Genomic DNA, 20,130 nt, shown 5'->3' on the forward strand with positions numbered 1-20,130 from the left:
CACTCCGTGGACAGTCCGCGCTCACCGCGTCTGCACCGGACGGAAGTTCAGCGGCGCCAGACCAGCAGCACCGCGCGGTCGTCGTTGACGTGCTTGGCGACGGTGTCGATCAGCCGGACCGCGGAGCCGGGCCGGATCGACCCCGGGGCGGTGGCGACCAGCCGGTCGGCCTCGCCCATCAGCCGGTCCATGCCCTCGGCGAGGTCGCGGCCGGGGATCTCCACCATGCCGTCGGTGCACAGCATCAGGACGTCGCCGGGGCCGAGGGTGCCGCGCACCCCCTCGAACTTGGCCTCGTCGTAGACGCCGAGCAGCGGGCCCTCGGCCTCCTTGACCTCCCAGTACCCGGCGCCCGCGAGACGGTGCATGCCGGGCAGGTGCCCCGCGGAGAGCAGTTCGTACTCGCCGGTGTCCAGGTCGACCACCAGATGGACGGCGGTGGCGAAGCCCTCCGCCCAGTCCTGCCGCAGGAGGTAGCCGTTGGCGGCGGGCAGGAAGTCGTGGGCGGGCAGCGAGCCGAGCAGGCCGCCGAAGGCGCCGGAGAGCAGCAGGGCGCGGCTACCGGCGTCCATGCCCTTGCCGGAGACGTCGGCGAGGACGGCTTCCAGCATCCGTCCGCCGGGGCCGGTGCGGGCGGCGACCATGAAGTCGCCGGAGAAGGACTGGCCGCCGGCCGGGCGCAGCGCGGTGTCGGTGTGCCAGCCGTCGGGCAGTTCCGGGACCCGGCCCTGGATCCGGATCCGCTCGCGCAGGTCGAACAGCATGGTGGAGCCGCCGCGCCAGGGCACGCCGATCCGGCGGCGGAACTGGGCGACCAGCAGTCCGGCGACGCCGACCGCGCCGACCACCAGTGCGGAGCCTGGGGTGACGCCGTGGGTGTAGGCCTCCGGCTGCGCGCTGGCGACGCGTTCGCCGGTGTGCACCAGGGATTCGGTGATCAGTCCGGCGGCGGCGACGGCGTACAGCAGCACCAGGGTGCCGGGGCGCAGCAGCAGCGCGCCGGCCAGCACAGGCAGCACCAGGGCGGTGGGCGGGGCCCAGTCGGGAAGCAGGATGTTCAGCAGGACCAGGACGGGCACGGCCAGGGCGAGGGCGGCGAACGCCCACCAGTCGGCGCCGTCGCCGCGGAAGTAGTCGACTCCGGTGCGGCGCACCCTGCGCCTGGCCCGGTACAGCGCAGCGCGCAGCCGGGCCGTCACGGGCTCGCGGGACGGTCCGCCGTCCCGGCCCGTCGCTCTGGGGCGCGCTCTGCCGACCATGGGGACCGACTGTATCCACCGCCGGTGCGCGCGTCGACGGCCCGGTGGCACCGAGTGCAACGGGAGGGGCACGCTCCGGTGGGTTTCGGCCGCCCGGGAGGCCGGCTACGGCATGGGCGTGACAAATCGGTCGCACGGTTCCGGATCGGGTGGTAGGCAGGGGCTCATGACGATTCGACACCCCGATCTGACCATCCGGCCGTTGCGCGCCGAGGAGTGGGAGACCTGGTACGGCACCCTTGACGTGGCCTTCGGCGGCGGCGGGGAGGCTCCCGCCGAACGCGCGCTGTGGCACGAGTTGACCGAGGTGGAGCGTTCGCTGGCGATCTGTGAGGGCGAGCGCATCGTCGGCGGCTGCTCGGCGTTCAGCTTCCGGCTGGTCGTGCCGGGCGGAGCGGTGGTCCCGGCGGCGGGCGTGACGATGGTGGGCGTGCTGCCCACCCATCGGCGCCGGGGCGCGCTGACCGCCATGATGCGCCGTCAGCTGGCCGACGTACATGCGGCCGGGGAGGCGCTGGCGGTGCTGACGGCGTCCGAGCCGGTGATCTACGGGCGGTTCGGCTACGGGCAGGGCACCCGCAAGGCGGTCATATCGATGATCCGGGGCCGGGTGAAGGTGCACACGCCGGAGCGCCGCGGCGAGCTGGTGCTGCGGCTGGCCGATCCGGGGGCCGAACTGGCCCGCTGCGAGGAGCTGTACGACCGTCTGGCCACCCGCCGCCCGGGCACCCTGGTGCGGCAGCCGGGCTGGGACAAGCTGCCGGTGCTGGACGCGCCGGAGTCCCGCAGCGGCTTCTCCCCGCTGCAGTCGGTGGTGGCGGAGGATCCGGAGACCGGTGAGCTGCTCGGCTACGCCCGGTACGCGGTGAAGGACGACTGGAACGATCGTGGCGCGGCCGGCGTGGTCCGGGTCCGCGCGGTGCAGGCGGAGCAGCCCTGGGTGTACGCCCGGCTGTGGGAGTTCCTGCTGGACCTCGACCTCACCGAGCGGGTGGAGGCGTTCAACCTGCCGGCGGACGACCCGCTGCTGCACCTGGTGTCGGACTACCGGCACCTGATGCCCCGTCTGGTGGACGCCATGTTCGTGCGGCTGGTGGACCTGCCGAAGGCGCTTCAGGCGCGCGGCTGGGCGCAGCCGGTGGACGCGGTGCTGGAGGTCACCGACGCGTTCTGCCCGTGGAACGCGGGCCGTTGGCGGCTGACGGCCGTACCGGGCAAGCCGGCCTCCTGCGTGCCGACGGACGAGCCGGCCGATCTGGAGCTGGACGTCCGCGAGTTGGGCTCGGTCTACCTGGGCGGCACCTCGCTGACGGCGCTGGCCGCGGCGGGGCTGGTGCGGGAGCTGCGGACGGGTGCGCTGGAGCAGGTGTCGGCGGCGTTCCGCTCGGGGCTGGAGCCCTGGCTGCCGCACGGCTTCTGACCGTGCGGGAAAGAGCGAACGCGCCCGCCCGGGACAACTCCCGGGCGGGCGCGGTGCGTTGGGTCCGGCTCAGCCCTGCGGGTGGTGGGCCGGGACGGGCGGCAGCTCACCGGTGGTCTCGTACTCGGAGAGCATCTGGATCCGGCGGGTGTGCCGGGGCTCGCCGCTGTACGGGGTGTTGAGGAAGATCTCGACGAACTTGGTGGCCTCGTCCACGGTGTGCATCCGGCCGCCGACCGAGATCACGTTGGCGTTGTTGTGCTCGCGGCCGAGGGCGGCGGTCTGCTCGCTCCAGGCCAGCGCGGCGCGGACGCCCTTGACCTTGTTGGCGGCGATCGCCTCGCCGTTGCCGGAGCCGCCGATCACCACGCCCAGCGCCTCCGGGTCGGCGGCGGTGCGCTCGGCCGCCCGCAGGCAGAACGGCGGGTAGTCGTCCTCGGCGTCGTAGATGTGCGGGCCGCAGTCGACCGGCTCGTGCCCGGCCCCCTTCAGCCACTCGACGAGGTGGTTCTTCAGTTCGTATCCGGCGTGGTCGGAGCCCAGGTAGACGCGCATGGACACGAGTGTGACATGCCACCGGGCCCGCGCCCCGGCAGGGGCGGCGGGCCCGGTTCGGAACGGGTCGCCCGTCAGCGGCGGCCGAGAAGCTTCCAGGTGAGCGGCAGGGCGCCCATCGCGAGCACCATCTTCAGCGCGTCGCCGACCAGGTACGGGTAGAGGCCGAGGCTCGCGGCCCTGGCCAGCGGGACGTCCAGGGCGAACGCCAGGTACGGCACGCCGACCGCGTAGATCGCCAGGCTGCCGAGCGCCATCGCGCCGGCGGTGCGCAGCGGGCTGCGGTCGGCGCCGCGGCGGGCCAGCGCGCCGGTGAGGGCGGCGGCCAGCACGAAGCCGATCACGTAGCCGAAGGTGGCCATGCCCGCGCCGGAGGTGCCCTCGGCGAACCAGGGCAGGCCGGCCGCGCCGGCCGCCAGGTAGAGGCCGAGCGCGGCGGCGCCGCGGCGGGCGCCGAGCGCGGTGCCGACCAGCAGCGCGGCGAAGGTCTGCCCGGTCACCGGCACCGGCGAGCCCGGCACCGGGACGGACAGCTGGGCGGCGATGCCGGTCAGTGCGGCGCCGCCGGCCACCAGGGCCAGGTCGCGGGCCCGCGCGCCGATCCGGGTGGACGCCTGCGGCAGCAGGTCGGCAAGGACGGCGGTGGACGGTGTCGACGCGGCGATGGCCATGGCTGCTCCCGGGGTGTCCGATGGGGTGATCACTGGTGAACCTATGCGGTGTCAGGGCTCCGCCGCCGCGTCGGGGCACGACAAAGCCGACCCGGCCGGGATTGTCGGGTCCGGCCTGTGACCAAGCCCTCACTGTGTGCACACGGTGCTGCGGCCGTCACTGTCCGTCGGACGGCCGTCCGGATGCCGGTCCCGATTGGGGCGTCCACGTCATATGCCGAATAGTGGACAGACCCCGCCGAAATGGTCGGGAAGTCGCACAGTCTGGAAACCCCGCGCATGACCCGTACTCCCACCTCCGCCCGCGCCGCTGTCAGGCCGGACGCCGATGGCGCCGCCGAGGACGCCGGGCTGGCCCACGGTCTCAAGCAGCGTCACCTGTCGATGATCGCCCTCGGTGGAGTGATCGGGGCAGGCCTCTTCGTCGGCTCCGGCGCCGGAATCGCCGCCGCCGGGCCCGCCGTGGTACTCGCCTTCGCGGCCTCCGGGCTGCTGGTGATGCTGGTCATGCGGATGCTCGGCGAGATGTCCGCCGCCCGGCCCGCCTCCGGCTCGTTCTCGGTGCACGCCGAGCGGGAGATCGGCCCGTGGGCCGGGTTCACGGCCGGCTGGCTGTTCTGGGTGCTGCTGTGCGTCGGCGTCGGCGTGGAGGCGATCGGCGCGGCCGGCATCGTCTCCGGCTGGCTGCCCGGTGTCCCGTCCTGGGTCTGGGTCGCCGCCTTCATGGCGTTCTTCTGCGGCACCAACCTGGCCGCCGTCCGCAACTTCGGCGAGTTCGAGTTCTGGTTCGCCGCAATCAAGGTGCTCGCGATCAGCGCCTTCCTGGTGATCGGCGTGCTCGCCGTGCTCGGAATGCTGCCCGGCACCTCCTCCCCCGGCACCTCCAACCTCACCGGCCACCACGGCTTCCTGCCGCACGGCACCGCCGGGCTGGTCACCGGCCTGCTGGCCTCGGTGTTCGCGTACGGCGGGCTGGAGACCGTCACCATCGCCGCCGCCGAGTCGGAGAACCCCCGGCGCAGCGTGGCCACGGCGGTGCGCACCGCGATGTGGCGGATCGCCCTGTTCTACGTCGGCTCGATGGCGGTGATCGTCACCCTGGTGCCGTGGGACGACCCGTCCGTGGTCCGGCCCGGCCCCTACGTGGCGGTGCTGCACACCCTGGGCATCCCGGGGGCCGCGGAGCTGATGAACGTGGTGGTGCTGATCGCGCTGCTCTCCGCGATGAACGCCAACATCTACGGCTCCTCCCGGATGGCGCACTCGCTGATCGCCCGCGGCCACGGCCCGCGCGCGCTGGCCCGGATCTCCGGCGGCGTGCCGCGGCGCGCGGTGCTGGCGTCCTGCGGGTTCGGGTTCCTGGCCGTGCTGCTGTCGTACTGGTGGCCGGAGACGGTCTTCTCCTGGCTGCTGAACATGGTCGGCGCGGCCGTCCTGGTGGTGTGGGCGTTCATCGCCGTCGCCCAGCTGCGGATGCGCCGGAAGCTGCCGGCGGCGCAGCTCCCCGTCCGGATGTGGGCGTTCCCGTACCTGACGTACGCGGCGCTGGCCGCGATCGCGGTGGTCCTGGTGCTGATGACGATGGACTCCGCGAACCGCATCCAGCTGTACTTCACCGCCGGCCTGACGGTCGTGCTGGCGGTGGTCGGTTACCTGCGGAGCCGCCGGCCGGCCGTGGTCTGAACACATGCGGAAACCCCCGCACCCCTTGGTGCGGGGGTTTCCGCGTGCGGACTACTCGAACGAGGGCCCCGCGGTGCGGGTGCGCTTGATCTCGTAGAAGCCGGGGGTGGAGGCGACCAGCAGCGTGCCGTCCCAGAGCCGGGCGGCCGCCTCGCCGCGCGGGGTGGGGGTGACGACCGGCCCGAAGAAGGCGATCCGGTCGCCGTCCGGCCCGTCCACGGCGATGACCGGGGTGCCGACGTCCTGGCCGACCAGGCCGATGCCCTCGGCGTGGGAGGCGCGCAGCTTCTCGTCGAACTCGTCCGTGTCGGCGGCGTCCGCGAGCTCGGCGGGCAGGCCGGCGGCGGTGAGGGCGGCGACCACGGTCTCCCGGGTGTTGGGCAGGCCCTGGTTGTGGAAGCGGGTGCCGAGCTCGGTGTAGAGCCGGCCGAGCACCTCCTCGCCGTGCGCCTCGGCGGCGGCGATCAGCACCCGCACCGGGCCCCAGCCGGCGGCCAGCAGCTCGCGGTACTGCTCGGGCAGGTCGTCGCGGTTCTCGTTGAGGACGGACAGGCTCATCACGTGCCAGCGGGTGTCCACGGGGCGGAGCTGCTCGACCTCCAGCATCCAGCGGGAGGTCATCCAGGCCCAGGGGCAGATCGGGTCGAACCAGAAGTCGGCGGTCTTGCGAGTGTCTGCGGTGCTCACGGGCGGCGTCCTCGGTGTCGGCGATCGGGAGTTGCGGGGGCGTCGCCCCCTCCGAACGGCAACTCCGGCCCCAGTGTGATGATTCCTCGCCCAGTGCAATGGCACCGTGGGAACGGCGTGAAAGGATGCCCCCGACGGGGTGCCATGAACACCCCCAAAGCCGTGTGTTCCGTACAGAGGAGTACCGCCGTGCCGGGCAAGAACCTGAGCCGTGAGGAGGCCCGCGACCGGGCCGGGATCATCCGGGTGGAGAGCTACCGCGTCCACCTGGACGTGAGTGCGGCGGCCGACCCCGGCCGGCCCACCTTCCGTTCCACCACCCGGATTTCCTTCGACTGCGCCACCCCGGGCGCGTCCAGCTTCGCCGACCTGCTCGCCCCCGAGGTGGTCTCCGTCGAGCTGAACGGGCGCCGGCTGGACCCGGCCGAGGTGTTCGACGGCGCCCGGGTCGCGCTGCCGGAGCTCGCCGCCCACAACGAGCTGACGGTGGTCGCCGAGTGCTCCTACAGCCGCACCGGCGAGGGCCTGCACCGCTTCGTCGACCCGGTGGACGGCGAGACCTACCTGTACACCCACTACGAGCCGGCCGACGCCCGCCGGGTGTTCGCCAACTTCGAACAGCCCGACCTGAAGGCCCCGTTCAGCTTCACCGTGACCGCCCCGGCCGCGTGGGACGTGTACGCCAACGCCGTGCACGAGCGCGTCACCGAGGAAGGCTCCACCCGCACCTGGGAGTTCGCGCCGACCAAGCCGATCTCCACCTACCTCACCGCCGTGGTGGCCGGCCCGTACCACGTGGTGCGCGACCACTACTCGCGCGAACTGCCCGACGGCACCGTGCTGGAGATCCCGCTCGCCACCACCTGCCGCCGCTCGCTGGCCCCGTACTTCGACGCCGACGAGATCCTCACCGTCACCAAGCAGGGCCTGGACTTCTTCCACGACGAGTTCGACTACCCGTACCCGTTCGGCAAGTACGACCAGTGCTTCGTCCCCGAGTACAACATCGGCGCGATGGAGAACCCGGGCTGCGTGACCTTCCGCGAGGAGTTCATCTACCGCTCGAAGGTCACCGAGGCCGCCTACGAGGCCCGCGCCAACGTGATCCTGCACGAGATGGCGCACATGTGGTTCGGCGACCTGGTCACCATGAAGTGGTGGGACGACCTGTGGCTGAAGGAGTCGTTCGCCGACTTCATGGGCTCGTTCGCGCAGATCGAGGCCACCAAGTACCGCTCCGCCTGGATCACCTTCGCCAACCGCCGCAAGGCCTGGGCGTACCGGCAGGACCAGTTCCCCACCACCCACCCGATCACCGCGGACATCCGCGACCTCGAGGACGCCAAGCTCAACTTCGACGGCATCACCTACGCCAAGGGCGCGTCCGTCCTCAAGCAGCTGGTCGCCTACGTCGGCCGGGACGCGTTCTTCGAGGGCGCCCGCCGGTACTTCAAGAAGCACGCCTTCGGCAACACCGTCCTCGGCGACCTGCTGGACGCCTTGGAGGAGACCAGCGGCCGCGACCTGCGCGCCTGGTCCGCCGCCTGGCTGCAGACCTCCGGCGTCAACACCCTCACCCCCGAGGTCACGTACGACGACGAGGGCCGGATCACCGAACTGGCGATCCGCCAGGACGGCGAGGTACTGCGCCCGCACCGGATCGCGGTCGGCCTGTACGACCTCGCCGAGGACGGCGCGCTGCTGCGCACCGACCGCTACGAACTGGACGTCACCGGCGCCCGCACCGTGGTCGCCGACGCGGCCGGCCGTTCGGTGCCCGCGCTGGTGCTGCTCAACGACGACGACCTGACGTACTGCAAGGTCCGCTTCGACGAGCGCTCGCTGGAGACCCTGCGCACCGGCCTCGGCGACCTCACCGGCGAGACCGGCCTGGCCCGGGCGCTGGCCTGGTCCGCGGTGTGGAACCTGACCCGGGACGGGCTGATGCCCACCCGCGACTACCTCGACCTGGTGCAGCGCTTCGCCGGCCGGGAGTCCGACATCGGCGTGCTGCAGTCCCTGCACCTCCAGGCCGGCGTCGCCCTGCAGGTGTACGCCGACCCGGCCCGCCGCGCCGAGTACGGCACCGCGCTCGCCGAGGTCGCGCTGCGCGAGCTCTCGCAGGCCGCCCCCGGCAGCGACCACCAGCTCGCCTGGGCCCGCTTCCTCGCCGACACCGCCGAGCGCGCCGACCACCTGCAGCTGCTGCGCGGCCTGCTGGAGGACACCGCCCGGATCGACGGCCTGACGGTGGACCAGGAACTGCGCTGGAACTTCTGGCTGTCCCTCGCCGCCAACGGCGCGGCCGACACCGAGGAGCTGGCCGCCGAACTGGCCCGCGACAACACCGCCAGCGGCCGCCGTCAGCACACCGAGTGCCTGGCCGCGCTGCCCACCCCGGGCGCCAAGGCCGCCGCCTGGTCCGCCGTGGTCGACTCCGACGAACTGCCCAACGCCCTGGTCGAGGCGCAGATCGCCGGCTTCAACCAGGCCGGGCAGCGCGAGCTGACGGCCTCCTACGCCGAGCCGTACTTCGAGATGCTGGAGTCGATCTGGGCGGACCGCTCGATCGAGATCGCGATGCGGATCGTCGGCGGCTTCTACCCGCGCTACCAGACCACGCCCGAGACGCTGGCGGCCACCGACGACTGGCTGACCGCCCACCAGGACGCCGCCCCCGCGCTGCGCCGCCTGGTGCTGGAGTGCCGCGACGACCTGGCCCGGGCGCTGCGCGCGCAGGCCTGCGACATCCAGTAGCGATTCCGCGCACAACGGCCCGGCCGCCGCTCCGATTCGGAACGGCGGCCGGGCCTTCTGCCGTGCGGCGTCCGCTACTTGAGGGTGGCGGAGGTCAGACCGGCCTGGACCTGGCGCTGGAAGGACAGGTACACCACCAGCACCGGCAGCATCGCGATCGTCATACCGGCGAACAGCGCCGGGGCGTCGCTCTTGTAGCCGGACTGCAGGGCCAGGTTGACCAGGCCCTGGGCGAGCATCGAGTGGTCGGCCTCGCCGGCCGTGGTGGGCTGCATCAGGGTGACCGGCAGGATGTACTGGTTCCACTGGCCGAGCACGTTGAAGATGCCCACGCTGATCAGGCCGGGCTTGGCCATCGGCACCATGATCTGGAAGAACGTCCGGGTGTGCGAGCAGCCGTCCAGCATCGCGGCCTCGTGCACCGCGCTCGGCAGGGTGCGGAAGAACGAGTACATGAAGAACACGGTGAACGGCAGCGAGTAGGCGACGTACACCAGGATCAGGCCGGCGTAGCTGTTCAGGCCGAGGTACGGCGAGATCTCACCGAGGTTGCGGACCATGAAGAACAGCGGCACCAGGGCCAGGTACACCGGGAACATCGAACCCGCGACGAACAGGTAGTAGATGAACCGGTTGCCCTTGAACTCGTAGCGGGCCAGCACGTAGGCGGCCATCGAGCCGAGCAGCATGGTCAGGGTGACGGAGCCCAGCAGCACGATGATCGTGTTGGTGAAGAAGCCGCCGATGCCCTTGGACCAGGCGCGGCTGAAGGCGTCGAAGCCCCAGTGCGCCGGCCAGCTCCAGGCCGAGCCGTTGATCTGCGCGTCGGTCTTGAACGAGCCGAGCACCACCCAGATCAGCGGCAGGACGATCAGGACGGCCCAGATGGCCAGGAAGCCGTGCGAGAAGACGTTCAGCACGCCGCCGCCGTCGGCGAAGCGCTGGTCCTTGCCCGGCTTGGGCTTGGTGCCGCGCTGACCGGGGACGCTCGCGGTCTTGTCGAGAGTGGTCATGTCCGGTCCCCGCTCAGTACTCGATCTTGTCGCGCTTGGTGGCCCACAGCGAGACGACGGTCAGAATGAGGGTGAAGAAGAAGATCACCACACCCATCGCACAGGCGTAGCCCGCCTCACCGTTGCGCAGGAAGTTGCGCATCAGGTAGGTCGAGATGAGCTCGCTGTGGTGGTCGGGACCACCGCCGAAGTACGCGCCGGGGGTGATCGAGGCGACCAGCGCGAAGGCGTCCATGGCGACGATGGCCAGGTAGACCCAGGCGGTCTGGACGGTCTCCCAGAGCAGCGGCAGCGTGATCTTGAAGAAGGTCTGGCCGCGCTTGGCGCCGTCCAGCAGGGCGGCCTCGTAGATGTCCTTCGGGATGCCCTGCATGGCGGCCGAGAACAGCACCAGGTAGAAGCCGACGCCGGACCAGACCAGCACCGCCAGCACGCACCACATGACCAGGTCGGGGTCGGACAGCCACTGCACCGGGTCGTTCACGGTGGCCAGGCCCAGCTTGATCAGGATGCCGTTGGCCAGGCCGGACTGGTCGGTGCGGTACACCGCCTGCCAGAGCACGGCGAGGATGGCGATCGACAGCACCTGCGGGAAGAAGAAGACGACCTTGTAGAAGGCCGCGCCCTTGACGCCCTGCACACCGCCGGTGCCGCCCTTGCCACCGACGTTCAGCATGAAGGCGAAGAACAGCGCGATCAGGATGGTGACGACCGGGAGCAGGATCAGCAGCATCAGGTTGTGCCAGAGGGCACCGGCGAAGACCTCGTCATCGAGGAGTTTCGTGTAGTTGTCCAGGCCGACGAAATCCATCTCCTGGCTCGCCCCGGACCAGTTGGTCAGGGAGTATCCGAAGGTCTGCGCGTAGGGCCAGAGCACCAGGCCGACGTACAGCACGATCGGAAGGAAGAGGAACCCCACGATGAAGGGGTACTTGCCGTGACGCATGGCCACTTCTCCTGTCCGTCAGGAAGACGCACCGGGGGCGCCTCGACGCCCCCGGTGCGTTGATCGAGTGACCGATCAGGCGGTCTTGTTCTTGGAGGCCGACTCCTTGGCGCGCTTGATCCACTCGTCGGGACCGATGCGCTTGGCCATCAGCTCGCCGGAGGCGTTCTGCAGGTCCTCGTCGAACTTCGAAGCGGTGTTCGGGTACTGGAAGTTGAAGGTGTTCGCGGCCGCGGCCTTCAGCGCCACCACGGTGGAGGCGGTACCCGGCTTCAGCTGGACCTCCGGGCCGACACCGTCCTTGAGGCAGGTGAGGCTGTTGGCGGTCTGGGCGAACTTGCCCGAGGCCTCCTTGGTCAGCATCATCCGCAGGAACTCCAGGCCGCCGGCCACGTTCTTGGCCTTCGACGGAACGATGAACGGCTCACCGGCACCGGCGCGGATGGCCTCGAAGGGCAGCTTGTCACCGGGCAGCGACGGCATCGGCAGGAACTTCATGTCGAAGTCGGCCGGGGTGGTCGGCAGCTGCTCGTTCTCCAGCCAGGAGCCGGACGGGATGAACGCGGCCTTGTACTGGTTCCACGCCGTCTGCGACTCGGTGTGGGTCATGCCGTTGGTGCCGGGGAGCAGGAAGTCCTTGTCGACGACCTGGTAGAACGCCTCGACCACGGTCTTCACGGCCGGGTCGTCCCACGCGGCGGCGTCGAGGGCGTCGATCCGCTTCATGAGGTCCAGGCCGCCCTGCTTGGCGATCATGTCCATCATGACGACGTTGATGTAGTACGGGTACTTGCCCTGGTGCGCGACCGGGGCGATGCCCTTGGCCTTGATCTGCTCGCACAGGGTGATGAACTCGGCCCAGGTCTTCGGCGCGGTCCAGCCGTTGTCCTTGAACAGCTTGCCGGAGTACCACCAGCCCCAGACGGTGTACACGTAGGACAGGTTGTAGACCTTGCCCTTGACCGTGCCGGACTCGACGGTGCCGGGCATCAGCACATCGCGGACCTTCTTCGACGGGTCGTCGATGTACGGCGCGTCCAGCAGCGGGGCCAGGTCGGTGAGCTGGTTGGAGTCCGCGAGGACGTCCAGCTTCATCTGCTTGGCACCCGAGTCGTCGATGACGTCCGGCGGGGAACCGGCGTTGAACCGCGGCTGGAGCTTGCCGGTGACGTCCTTGTCGGCCTGGTGGTTGACCTTCGCACCGGGGTACTGCTTCGAGTAGATCGCCTCGAACGCCTTGGCGTACTCGTTGCCGTAGCCGCCGTCGAAGATGAAGACCTCGAGGCCGTCGGAGTCCTTGACCCCGAACGGGTTCTTGGCGTCGCTCAGGTTGAAGCCACCCGCCGCCTTGGTGCCCTTGTCGGAGCTCCCGGTACCGCCGGCACAGGCCGCGAGCAGCGAGCTGCTGCCGGCCGCCAGGACGGTGATCGCGGCCGCGCGCTTGAACAGGTCGCGGCGGTTGTACTCAGTTGCAGAGCCCATGCGTGCCCTAACCCCTCAGTTCCAGAAGATGTGAGCCAAAGCTGACGTCGCGTCAACTTTCGTGGCCCGAAAGGTGCCCAGCGGCGAATATGCCGGTCAGAGGCGGTGTGATGATGCGCAAAGGTATAGTCCACTGTTCATCTGACAGCAATAGGCCGCCGGTCTGATAACAAACCTGACAGTCAAAGCGTTGTCGGCGGTGCAGCATGTGCAATGTGCAGGGACCCTGCACATTACGTGTCCGCGCCAGACCTGATCGCGAATCTAGCGCGGTTATGTTCGTTTGAACATAGAAATGCGCAGCTTTGCGCATCACGTTAGGGAACTGTGACGGCAAAGCTGCGCGCGGTGAGCGCCCTGACGGGCCCTCAGTCTCAGTTGTCCCGAAGCCCCTTGTCCAGCGCGGCGATCATGCCGCCCTGGGCGTCGTCACCGTCCAGCGACCAGACCATCACCCCGCCCAGGTCGTTCTCCCGGACGTAGCGGGCCTTGGCGGTCGCCATCTCCGGGGTGTCGTACGTCCAGAAGTCGGTGCCGTCGTACTTCCAGCTCACCCCGTGCGCCCGGTCGCTGTAGACCGTGCCGGGCAGGTCCTTGATCTGCTTGTAGGCCAGGGTGCCGCCGCGGGCCAGGCCGGTGGCCGCCTGGTACAGGCCGTTGCCGCGCGGGCCACCGGGCACGCCCGTCCAGCCGAAGCCGTAGAGCGGGACGCCCACCACGGCCTTCCTGGACGGCAGGCCGCGGTCCGTGTAGGTGCCGACCAGCCGGTCCACGCTCAGCCGCAGCCCGGTGGGGTCGTTCGGGTCGGAGTACAGGTTGGACTCGTGGTTGGTCGGGCCCTTGGTCTCCCACGGGCCGTGCAGCTCGTAGGCCATCAGGTTCAGCCAGTCCACCGGCTCGGCGACCTTGTCGATCTCGAACTTGTCGATCGCGGACTCACCGGCCGGCACCGCGGCGGTCAGCAGGTGGTGCGGGCCCTTCCTGCCGGACAGCGCGTCCAGCTGGGTGCGGAACTCCCGCATCAGCAGGGTGAAGTTCCGCCCGTCCTCGGGACGCACCACGTTGCCGTCGTCGCCCGGGCTGCCCGGGTACTCCCAGTCGATGTCGATGCCGTCGAACACTCCCGCGCCGGCGCCCGCACCGCCCTCGGCGGAGCCCAGCTGTGGCAGGTTGCCCTTGACATAGAGGTCGATGCAGGAGGAGACGAACTTCTTCCGGGAGGCGTCGGTGAGCGCCGCATCCGAGAAGTGCTTGGACCAGCTCCAGCCGCCCAGCGAGATCACCGCCCGCAGCTGCGGGTTCTTCGCCTTCAGCTTGCGCAGCTGGTTGAAGTTGCCCTTGAGCGCCTGGTCCGGGGCGTCGGCCACGCCGTCCACCGACTCCTCGGCGCTCACCGGCCGCTGGTAGTCGGCCCAGGCGTCGCCCGCCCCGGCCTCGTTCGCCTCGAAGCAGGTGCCGTCGGCGGAGACGTTGCCGAAGGCGTAGTTGAGCACGGTCAGCTTGCCGGCCTGGCCGCTGTCCTGGACCTTCTTGGCGGAGAACCCGCTGTAGATGCCCCACTGGGTGAAGTAGCCGACCCGCTGACCGCTCAGGCGCTTTCCCTGCTGGTCGGCGTGCGCGGTGGCCGGGGAGACGAGCAGGGCGCCGATGGTGGCGGCGGCGAGGAGTGCGGAGGTTCGTCTGGTCATTCCGAGCATCTCTCCGATTCGGCGTCAATTGGTATGGACCAAGTGCTGATGGAGAGGTCTAGTCCACCTGACGGGCGCCGCACAAGAGGGTGGCCGGATTCCTCCAAGAAATGGCAAAGAGCCGCACCGTCCCTTGCGGGAACGGTGCGGCTCTTCCGACCTACTGTCAGCCGATCAGGCTGCGCAGCACGTACTGCAGGATGCCGCCGTTGCGGTAGTAGTCCGCCTCACCGGGGGTGTCGATGCGCACCACGGCGTCGAACTCGACCGCACCAGCCTTGACCTTGACGGTCTTCGGAGTGCGGCCCTCGTTCAGCTCGGTGACACCGGTGACCTCGAAGGTCTCCTCACCGGTCAGGCCCAGCGAGTCGGCGTTCTGGCCGGCCGGGAACTGCAGCGGCAGGACGCCCATGCCGATCAGGTTGGAGCGGTGGATGCGCTCGTAGGACTCGGCGATGACGGCCTTGACGCCGAGCAGCGCGGTGCCCTTGGCCGCCCAGTCGCGGGACGAGCCGGAGCCGTACTCCTTGCCGGCCAGGACCACCAGCGGGATGCCCGCGGCCTGGTAGTTCTGCGAGGCGTCGTAGATGAACGACACCGGAGCGTCGGCCTGGGTGAAGTCGCGGGTGTAGCCGCCCTCGGTGCCCGGCGCGATCTGGTTGCGCAGGCGGATGTTGGCGAAGGTGCCGCGGATCATGACCTCGTGGTTGCCACGGCGCGAGCCGTAGGAGTTGAAGTCACGCTTCTCCACACCGTGCTCGGTGAGGTACTGCGCCGCCGGGGTGCCCGGCTTGATGTTGCCGGCCGGGGAGATGTGGTCGGTGGTGACCGAGTCGCCCAGCTTGGCCAGCACGCGGGCACCGGCGATGTCGGTCACCGGGCTCGGGGTCTTGGCCATGCCCTCGAAGTACGGGGGCTTGCGGACGTAGGTGGACTCGGCGTCCCACTCGAAGGTGTTGCCGGTCGGGACCGGGAGCGACTGCCAGCGGTGGTCGCCGGCGAAGACGTCCTGGTAGCCCTTGTCGAACATGGCCTCGTCGATCGAGCCGGCGACCGCGTTGGCGACCTCCTGCTCGGACGGCCAGATGTCGGCGAGGAAGACGTCGTTGCCGTCGGCGTCCTGGCCCAGCGCGTCCCGGGTCAGGTCGATGTTCATGTTGCCGGCGAGGGCGTAGGCGACCACCAGCGGCGGGGACGCCAGGTAGTTCATCTTGACGTCCGGGTTGATCCGGCCCTCGAAGTTGCGGTTGCCGGAGAGCACCGAGACGACCGCCAGGTCGGACTCGTTCACCGCGGCGGAGACCTCCTCGGGCAGCGGGCCCGAGTTGCCGATGCAGGTGACGCAGCCGTAGCCGACCAGGTTGAAGCCCAGCTTCTCCATGTACGGGAGCAGGCCGGCCTTCTCGTAGTAGTCCATGACGACCTTGGAGCCGGGCGCCAGGGTGGTCTTGACCCACGGCTTGACCGTGAGGCCCTTCTCCACGGCCTTCTTCGCCAGCAGGGCGGCGCCCAGCATGACGGAGGGGTTGGAGGTGTTGGTGCAGGAGGTGATCGAGGCGATCACGACCGCGCCGTTGTCGATCTCGTAGGACGAGCCGTCGGCCGCGGTGACGGCGGTCGGCTTCGAGGCCTCGGCGGAGTAGGTCGGCAGCGCCTCGCCGAACTTCTCGGCGGCCTCGGCCAGGATCACGCGGTCCTGCGGGCGCTTCGGGCCGGAGATCGACGGGACGACGGTGGAGACGTCCAGCTCCAGGTACTCGGAGAAGACCGGCTCGACCGACGGGTCGTGCCAGAGGCCCTGCTCCTTGGCGTACGCCTCGACCAGGGCGAGCTGCTGCTCGTCACGGCCGGTGAGCTTCAGGTAGTTGATGGTCTCGGCGTCGATCGGGAAGATCGCGCAGGTCGAGCCGAACTCCGGCGACATGTTGCCGATGGTGGCGCGGTTCGCCAGCGGGATCGAGGTGACGCCCTCGCCGTAGAACTCGACGAACTTGCCGACCACACCGTGCTTGCGCAGCATCTCGGTGATGGTGAGCACCAGGTCGGTGGCGGTGGTGCCGGCCGGCAGCTGGCCGTTGAGCTTGAAGCCCACCACGCGCGGGATCAGCATCGAGACCGGCTGGCCGAGCATCGCGGCCTCTGCCTCGATGCCGCCGACGCCCCAGCCCAGCACGCCCAGGCCGTTGACCATGGTGGTGTGCGAGTCGGTGCCGACGCAGGTGTCCGGGTACGCCTGGCCGTTGCGGACCATGACGGTGCGGGCCAGGTGCTCGATGTTGACCTGGTGGACGATGCCGGTGCCGGGCGGGACGACCTTGAACTCGTCGAACGCGGTCTGGCCCCAGCGCAGGAACTGGTAGCGCTCCTTGTTGCGGCCGTACTCGATCTCGACGTTCTGGACGAAGGCGTCCGGGGTGCCGAACTTGTCGGCGATGACGGAGTGGTCGATGACCAGCTCGGCCGGCGCCAGCGGGTTGATCTTGGACGGGTCGCCGCCCAGCTCCTTCACGGCCTCACGCATGGTGGCCAGGTCGACCACGCAGGGAACGCCGGTGAAGTCCTGCATGATCACGCGGGCCGGGGTGAACTGGATCTCCTCGGACGGCTCGGCCGTCGGGTCCCAGCCGCCCAGCGCGCGGATGTGGTCGGCGGTGATGTTCGCGCCGTCCTCGGTGCGGAGCAGGTTCTCCAGCAGGACCTTGAGGCTGTACGGCAGCCGCTCGGAACCCTCGACGGCGGAGAGCTTGAAGATCTCGTACGACTCGTCGCCCACCTGCAGCGAGCTGCGGGCGTCGAAGCTGTTCGCGGACACGACTGACTCCTTCTTGGTCCACCCGGTGATAAGGTAAGCCTTGGCTAACCTGACGGCCGCCGCTTACCGGCCGATGATGGAAGGCCCGCCGAACGCGGGACCTGCGCCTCTCGGCAAGTATCTTGACGTCAAGATATAGTCTAACGCCGAATGTATCTCGATGTCGAGATAAACCATAGTGCATGGCTCCGTCCAAACTTCACCGGCTCATCCTGTAACGCAACCGCAGCCCCGGGGCATCTGACTTCTATGTACCGAGCGGCACCGCATCCAGTGACGGGGCCGCCGGAACGCGGCATGTAACAAGGGGTGCGGATGGTGGTGGGGCGGCGACGGGCCGAGGAGCGGCGCGAGTTCGAGGAGTTCGCGCACGCCCGCGGCACCGCACTGTTCCGCACCGCCCTCCTGCTCTGCGGCGACTGGCACCTCGCCGAAGACCTCACCCAGACCGCGCTCGCCCGCATCTACGCCTCCTGGGGACGCGTCCGACAGGCCGACAGCCCCGTCGCCTACGCCCGCACCGTCCTGCTCCGCTGCTACCTCTCGCACCGGCGGCTGCGCCGCAGCAGCGAACTGCCCGGCCTCGACTTCCTCCCCGAACAGGCCGCCCCCGACAGCGACCCGGCACTGCGCGTCGCCCTGCTCGCCGCACTCGCCGAACTGCCGCCCAAGGACCGGGCCGTCCTGGTGCTGCGGTACTGGGAGGACCGCAGCGTCGAGGAGACCGCCGCCGAACTCCAGCTCGCCCCCGGCACCGTCCGGGTCCGCGCGCTGCGCGCCCTCACCCGGCTGCGCCGCCAGCTCGCCCCGCACCTGGACAGCCTGGCGTCGTGACCGAGCCCACGCCCCTCCCCCGTCACCCCGCCCCGGCCGCCCCGCCACCCGGCCGCCCCTCCCCGGCCGCCCTGCCCGCCGGCCGCCCGCCGAACCGACCGACGCGCCGTCAGAATGCGAGAGCCCCGATGCCCGAACAGGAGCTGACCGACGTCTTCGAGCGGGCGATCGGCGACGCCGCACCCGACCTCGGCCTGCTCGTCGCCGGGGCCACCGCCGAGGGACGGTCCCTCCGGCTGCGGCGGCGCGCCACGCTCACCGGCGTGATCGTCGCGGTCGCCGGCCTGGGCCTCGTCGGCGGACTGCTGCTGCGCCCCGGCCCGCCCACCGCCACCACCGTTCCCCCGGGCTCGGCCGGCACCGCGACGACCGGCAGGACGACGGCCACCCCCACGCCGGAGACCACCCTGCCGTCGGAACGGGTGCCGCTCACCGGCCCTGCCGCCCGGCTCATGCTGGGCGACCTGCTCGATTCCCGCCTGGTCGTCGACTACTGGACCAACAAGGTCGCCCCCTCGGACCTCCAGGCGGGCACCGCGGTCATGCTCTCTCTGCACGACCCGAGGAACGGACACACCGGCACCCTGATGCTCCAGGTGGAACCCCCCGCCGGCCCGTCACGGCCACAGACCGGCGTATTCGGCTGCACCCCCGGACTCGCGGACGAGAAGTGCGATTCGTTCAAGGCCGAGAACGGCACGGTCATCGCCCGGCGCGACGACGCCCAGCGGATCACCTTCCTTTCGCAACTCCAACGGACCGACGGCGTCATGATCACCCTGATCTCCACCGGTGCGGGTCGGAACGAGCCGCTGGTGTCGCAGAACGAGATCTCGAAGTGGGTTCTCCTCCCGGGGTGGCAACCCGTCATCGACCGACGGTTCGCCGAGGACGCCGAGCAGCGGCTGGCGGGGCAACCCGCGCTGAGTCCGGCGGAACTGGCGGCCGTGGAGGCGAAGACGTCGGGTGCGGGCTCGGCGGGGGGCGGGTCCGTGGGCGCGGTGGCGACGCCGGGAAGGTCCGTGCCGTAGGCGTGGCCGGTGGGACCGCGCCGTACCGGTGGCAGGTGGGCCCGCGCCGTAGTGGTGACCGGCGGGCACGGGTCGGCGTGGTGGGGGCGGCGGTTGGGCACCCCGCCGCAGTGCCGCGGTACGGGCGGGCTACCGTGGGCGGGTGATCGTGGTGGACGCTTCTGCGGTGGTGCTCTCGCTCGCCGACCCGGGACCGCGCGGGGCCGCTGCCCGTGCCGCGCTGGCCGCCGACCCCGACTGGGTCGCGCCCGAGCATGTGCTGATCGAGGTGATGCAGTCGCTGCGCGGGCTCTACCTCGCCAAGGAGGTGACGGCCGAGCAGGCGGCGGACGTCGCCCGGCGGCTGCCGGAGCTGACGATCCGCAAGGTGGAGATCGCCCCGCTGCTCGGCCGGATCTGGGAGCTCAAGGACAACCTGACCCCGGACGACGCCGCCTACGTCGCGGTCGCCGAGCACTGCGGCGCCCCGCTGATCACCGCCGACCTGCGGCTGATGCGCGCCAGCGGGCCGCGCTGCGAGATCCGCGGCATCACCGCCACCGGCTGAGACCTCCGGCCGGTCCGGACCGCGCCATGGCCGGCGTTCTCGTAGGCCTGCGTTCTCGTAGGCCTACGTTCTCGTACGGGTGGTTGCGGGCGGCGGTCCGGCACGGCGGCGTGCGCGGCGGGGTTACCGGCGGCCACGGTGGGCGGTGTTCCCTGACGGCCTGTCGGAAGGTTCGCGATGCCCCTGTCCTCCGCCGCCGGCGCACTGCTGGTGCCGCTCACCCTGCTGCCGATCGGCCCGCCCGAAGTCCCCGCCCCCGGCCCGGCATTCCGTCCCGGTGCGACAGCCGTTGGGGCCGTCCCCGACCAGGTGGTGGACGCCCAGTTCGACCGCGCGAACGGCATCGTCCCCGCCAAGGCGATCACCCACGCACCCGAACTGGTGCCGTACGGCGCGCAGGTGCGGGTCACCGTCCACCGCGAGGCGGGCCGGACGACCGTCGCGGTGGAGGTCGCCGGGGTGACGGGCCCGCACGAGTTCCCGGCGCACGTGCACACCGGCCACTGCGGCTCCGACCCGGCGGCGTCCGGCCCGCACTACCAGCACGTGGCGGGCTCGGACGCCGGGGACAACGAGGTACGGATGACCGTACGCACCGATCCCGGCGGGGCCGGCGACGCCTCGGCGGCCGTCCCCTGGGCGTTCCGCCCCGACGGTGCGCACTCGCTGGTGCTGCACGCCGGCCCCGACGCCGGATCGCACGCCCCCACCGACCGGGTCGGCTGTGTGAACGTCGACTTCTGAC

Annotated in this window: 16 protein-coding genes; 7 read left to right on the forward strand and 9 right to left on the reverse strand. The window is 70.6% G+C overall.

Annotated elements, in window-relative coordinates:
* Positions 1–47: 47 nt before the first annotated feature.
* Positions 48–1,259 (reverse strand): PP2C family protein-serine/threonine phosphatase, encoded by a 1,212-nt coding sequence (locus tag ACFYST_RS11920; protein WP_387861534.1) that lies wholly within the window; start codon positions 1,257–1,259, stop codon positions 48–50.
* A 166-nt stretch (positions 1,260–1,425) separates the two neighbouring features.
* Between ACFYST_RS11920 and ACFYST_RS11925 the strand changes: the two genes are divergently transcribed.
* Positions 1,426–2,679 carry a GNAT family N-acetyltransferase gene (locus tag ACFYST_RS11925; protein WP_387861535.1) on the forward strand — a complete coding sequence of 418 codons (1,254 nt, stop codon included), beginning with the start codon at positions 1,426–1,428 and terminating at the stop codon, positions 2,677–2,679.
* Between the two features lie 69 nt (positions 2,680–2,748).
* Here ACFYST_RS11925 and ACFYST_RS11930 read toward each other — a convergent pair whose 3' ends face one another.
* Entirely contained in the window at positions 2,749–3,234 is a 486-nt protein-coding gene (locus tag ACFYST_RS11930; RefSeq protein ID WP_387643082.1) for a ribose-5-phosphate isomerase, read from the reverse strand.
* A 74-nt stretch (positions 3,235–3,308) separates the two neighbouring features.
* The gene (locus ACFYST_RS11935; RefSeq protein WP_387643081.1) at positions 3,309–3,905 is read right to left on the reverse strand and encodes a biotin transporter BioY; all 597 of its coding nucleotides are present in this window, start codon (positions 3,903–3,905) and stop codon (positions 3,309–3,311) included.
* 279 nt (positions 3,906–4,184) lie between these two features.
* Here ACFYST_RS11935 and ACFYST_RS11940 point away from each other — a divergent pair, with 279 nt between their 5' ends.
* Complete coding sequence (locus tag ACFYST_RS11940; protein WP_387643080.1) at positions 4,185–5,588, forward strand: amino acid permease; 1,404 nt, start codon at positions 4,185–4,187, stop codon at positions 5,586–5,588.
* A gap of 51 nt (positions 5,589–5,639) precedes the next feature.
* Here the strand turns inward: ACFYST_RS11940 and ACFYST_RS11945 are convergent, their stop codons facing one another.
* Positions 5,640–6,275, reverse strand: coding sequence for a DsbA family protein (locus tag ACFYST_RS11945; protein WP_387861536.1), 636 nt, complete (start codon positions 6,273–6,275; stop codon positions 5,640–5,642).
* 189 nt (positions 6,276–6,464) lie between these two features.
* Between ACFYST_RS11945 and pepN the strand changes: the two genes are divergently transcribed.
* Positions 6,465–9,032, forward strand: a complete 2,568-nt coding sequence (gene pepN / locus ACFYST_RS11950) for an aminopeptidase N (RefSeq protein WP_387861537.1) — start codon at positions 6,465–6,467, stop codon at positions 9,030–9,032.
* A gap of 74 nt (positions 9,033–9,106) precedes the next feature.
* Here the strand turns inward: pepN and ACFYST_RS11955 are convergent, their stop codons facing one another.
* The 5 genes from ACFYST_RS11955 to acnA form a co-directional block, all read right to left on the reverse strand.
* Positions 9,107–10,045 carry a carbohydrate ABC transporter permease gene (locus tag ACFYST_RS11955; protein WP_387861538.1) on the reverse strand — a complete coding sequence of 313 codons (939 nt, stop codon included), beginning with the start codon at positions 10,043–10,045 and terminating at the stop codon, positions 9,107–9,109.
* 13 nt (positions 10,046–10,058) lie between these two features.
* A complete protein-coding gene (locus ACFYST_RS11960; RefSeq protein WP_387643076.1) occupies positions 10,059–10,991 on the reverse strand; it encodes a carbohydrate ABC transporter permease in 933 nt (310 codons plus the stop codon).
* Between the two features lie 75 nt (positions 10,992–11,066).
* Positions 11,067–12,473, reverse strand: a complete 1,407-nt coding sequence (gene ngcE / locus ACFYST_RS11965; protein WP_387643075.1) for an N-acetylglucosamine/diacetylchitobiose ABC transporter substrate-binding protein — start codon at positions 12,471–12,473, stop codon at positions 11,067–11,069.
* 374 nt (positions 12,474–12,847) lie between these two features.
* Positions 12,848–14,161 carry a glycoside hydrolase family 18 protein gene (locus ACFYST_RS11970; RefSeq protein WP_387861539.1) on the reverse strand — a complete coding sequence of 438 codons (1,314 nt, stop codon included), beginning with the start codon at positions 14,159–14,161 and terminating at the stop codon, positions 12,848–12,850.
* A 166-nt stretch (positions 14,162–14,327) separates the two neighbouring features.
* On the reverse strand, positions 14,328–16,973 hold the full coding sequence (gene acnA / locus ACFYST_RS11975; protein WP_387861540.1) for an aconitate hydratase AcnA: 2,646 nt from the start codon (positions 16,971–16,973) through the stop codon (positions 14,328–14,330).
* A 315-nt stretch (positions 16,974–17,288) separates the two neighbouring features.
* Between acnA and ACFYST_RS11980 the strand changes: the two genes are divergently transcribed.
* The 4 genes from ACFYST_RS11980 (at position 17,289) to ACFYST_RS11995 (ending at position 20,129) form a co-directional block, all read left to right on the forward strand.
* A complete protein-coding gene (locus ACFYST_RS11980; protein WP_387643072.1) occupies positions 17,289–17,807 on the forward strand; it encodes a SigE family RNA polymerase sigma factor in 519 nt (172 codons plus the stop codon).
* A 128-nt stretch (positions 17,808–17,935) separates the two neighbouring features.
* A complete protein-coding gene (locus ACFYST_RS11985; RefSeq protein WP_387861541.1) occupies positions 17,936–18,838 on the forward strand; it encodes a hypothetical protein in 903 nt (300 codons plus the stop codon).
* 142 nt (positions 18,839–18,980) lie between these two features.
* On the forward strand, positions 18,981–19,385 hold the full coding sequence (locus tag ACFYST_RS11990) for a type II toxin-antitoxin system VapC family toxin (RefSeq protein WP_387643070.1): 405 nt from the start codon (positions 18,981–18,983) through the stop codon (positions 19,383–19,385).
* 177 nt (positions 19,386–19,562) lie between these two features.
* Complete coding sequence (locus ACFYST_RS11995; protein ID WP_387643069.1) at positions 19,563–20,129, forward strand: hypothetical protein; 567 nt, start codon at positions 19,563–19,565, stop codon at positions 20,127–20,129.
* Position 20,130: the final 1 nt, after the last annotated feature.

The sequence above is a fragment of the Kitasatospora sp. NPDC004614 genome, from assembly GCF_042873675.1.
GTDB lineage: Bacteria > Actinomycetota > Actinomycetes > Streptomycetales > Streptomycetaceae > Kitasatospora.

What these genes read in the sequence shown, in the direction of transcription:
- ngcE (WP_387643075.1), bottom strand. Translation starts at nt 12,473, where the DNA reads ATGGGCTCTGCAACTGAGTACAACCGCCGCGACCTGTTCAAGCGCGCG.
- ACFYST_RS11970 (WP_387861539.1), bottom strand. Translation starts at nt 14,161, where the DNA reads ATGACCAGACGAACCTCCGCACTCCTCGCCGCCGCCACCATCGGCGCC.
- ACFYST_RS11930 (WP_387643082.1), bottom strand. Translation starts at nt 3,234, where the DNA reads ATGCGCGTCTACCTGGGCTCCGACCACGCCGGATACGAACTGAAGAAC.
- ACFYST_RS11960 (WP_387643076.1), bottom strand. Translation starts at nt 10,991, where the DNA reads ATGCGTCACGGCAAGTACCCCTTCATCGTGGGGTTCCTCTTCCTTCCG.
- ACFYST_RS11995 (WP_387643069.1), top strand. Translation starts at nt 19,563, where the DNA reads ATGCCCCTGTCCTCCGCCGCCGGCGCACTGCTGGTGCCGCTCACCCTG.
- ACFYST_RS11920 (WP_387861534.1), bottom strand. Translation starts at nt 1,259, where the DNA reads ATGGTCGGCAGAGCGCGCCCCAGAGCGACGGGCCGGGACGGCGGACCG.
- ACFYST_RS11940 (WP_387643080.1), top strand. Translation starts at nt 4,185, where the DNA reads ATGACCCGTACTCCCACCTCCGCCCGCGCCGCTGTCAGGCCGGACGCC.
- ACFYST_RS11980 (WP_387643072.1), top strand. Translation starts at nt 17,289, where the DNA reads ATGGTGGTGGGGCGGCGACGGGCCGAGGAGCGGCGCGAGTTCGAGGAG.
- ACFYST_RS11935 (WP_387643081.1), bottom strand. Translation starts at nt 3,905, where the DNA reads ATGGCCATCGCCGCGTCGACACCGTCCACCGCCGTCCTTGCCGACCTG.
- ACFYST_RS11925 (WP_387861535.1), top strand. Translation starts at nt 1,426, where the DNA reads ATGACGATTCGACACCCCGATCTGACCATCCGGCCGTTGCGCGCCGAG.
- ACFYST_RS11955 (WP_387861538.1), bottom strand. Translation starts at nt 10,045, where the DNA reads ATGACCACTCTCGACAAGACCGCGAGCGTCCCCGGTCAGCGCGGCACC.
- ACFYST_RS11985 (WP_387861541.1), top strand. Translation starts at nt 17,936, where the DNA reads ATGCCCGAACAGGAGCTGACCGACGTCTTCGAGCGGGCGATCGGCGAC.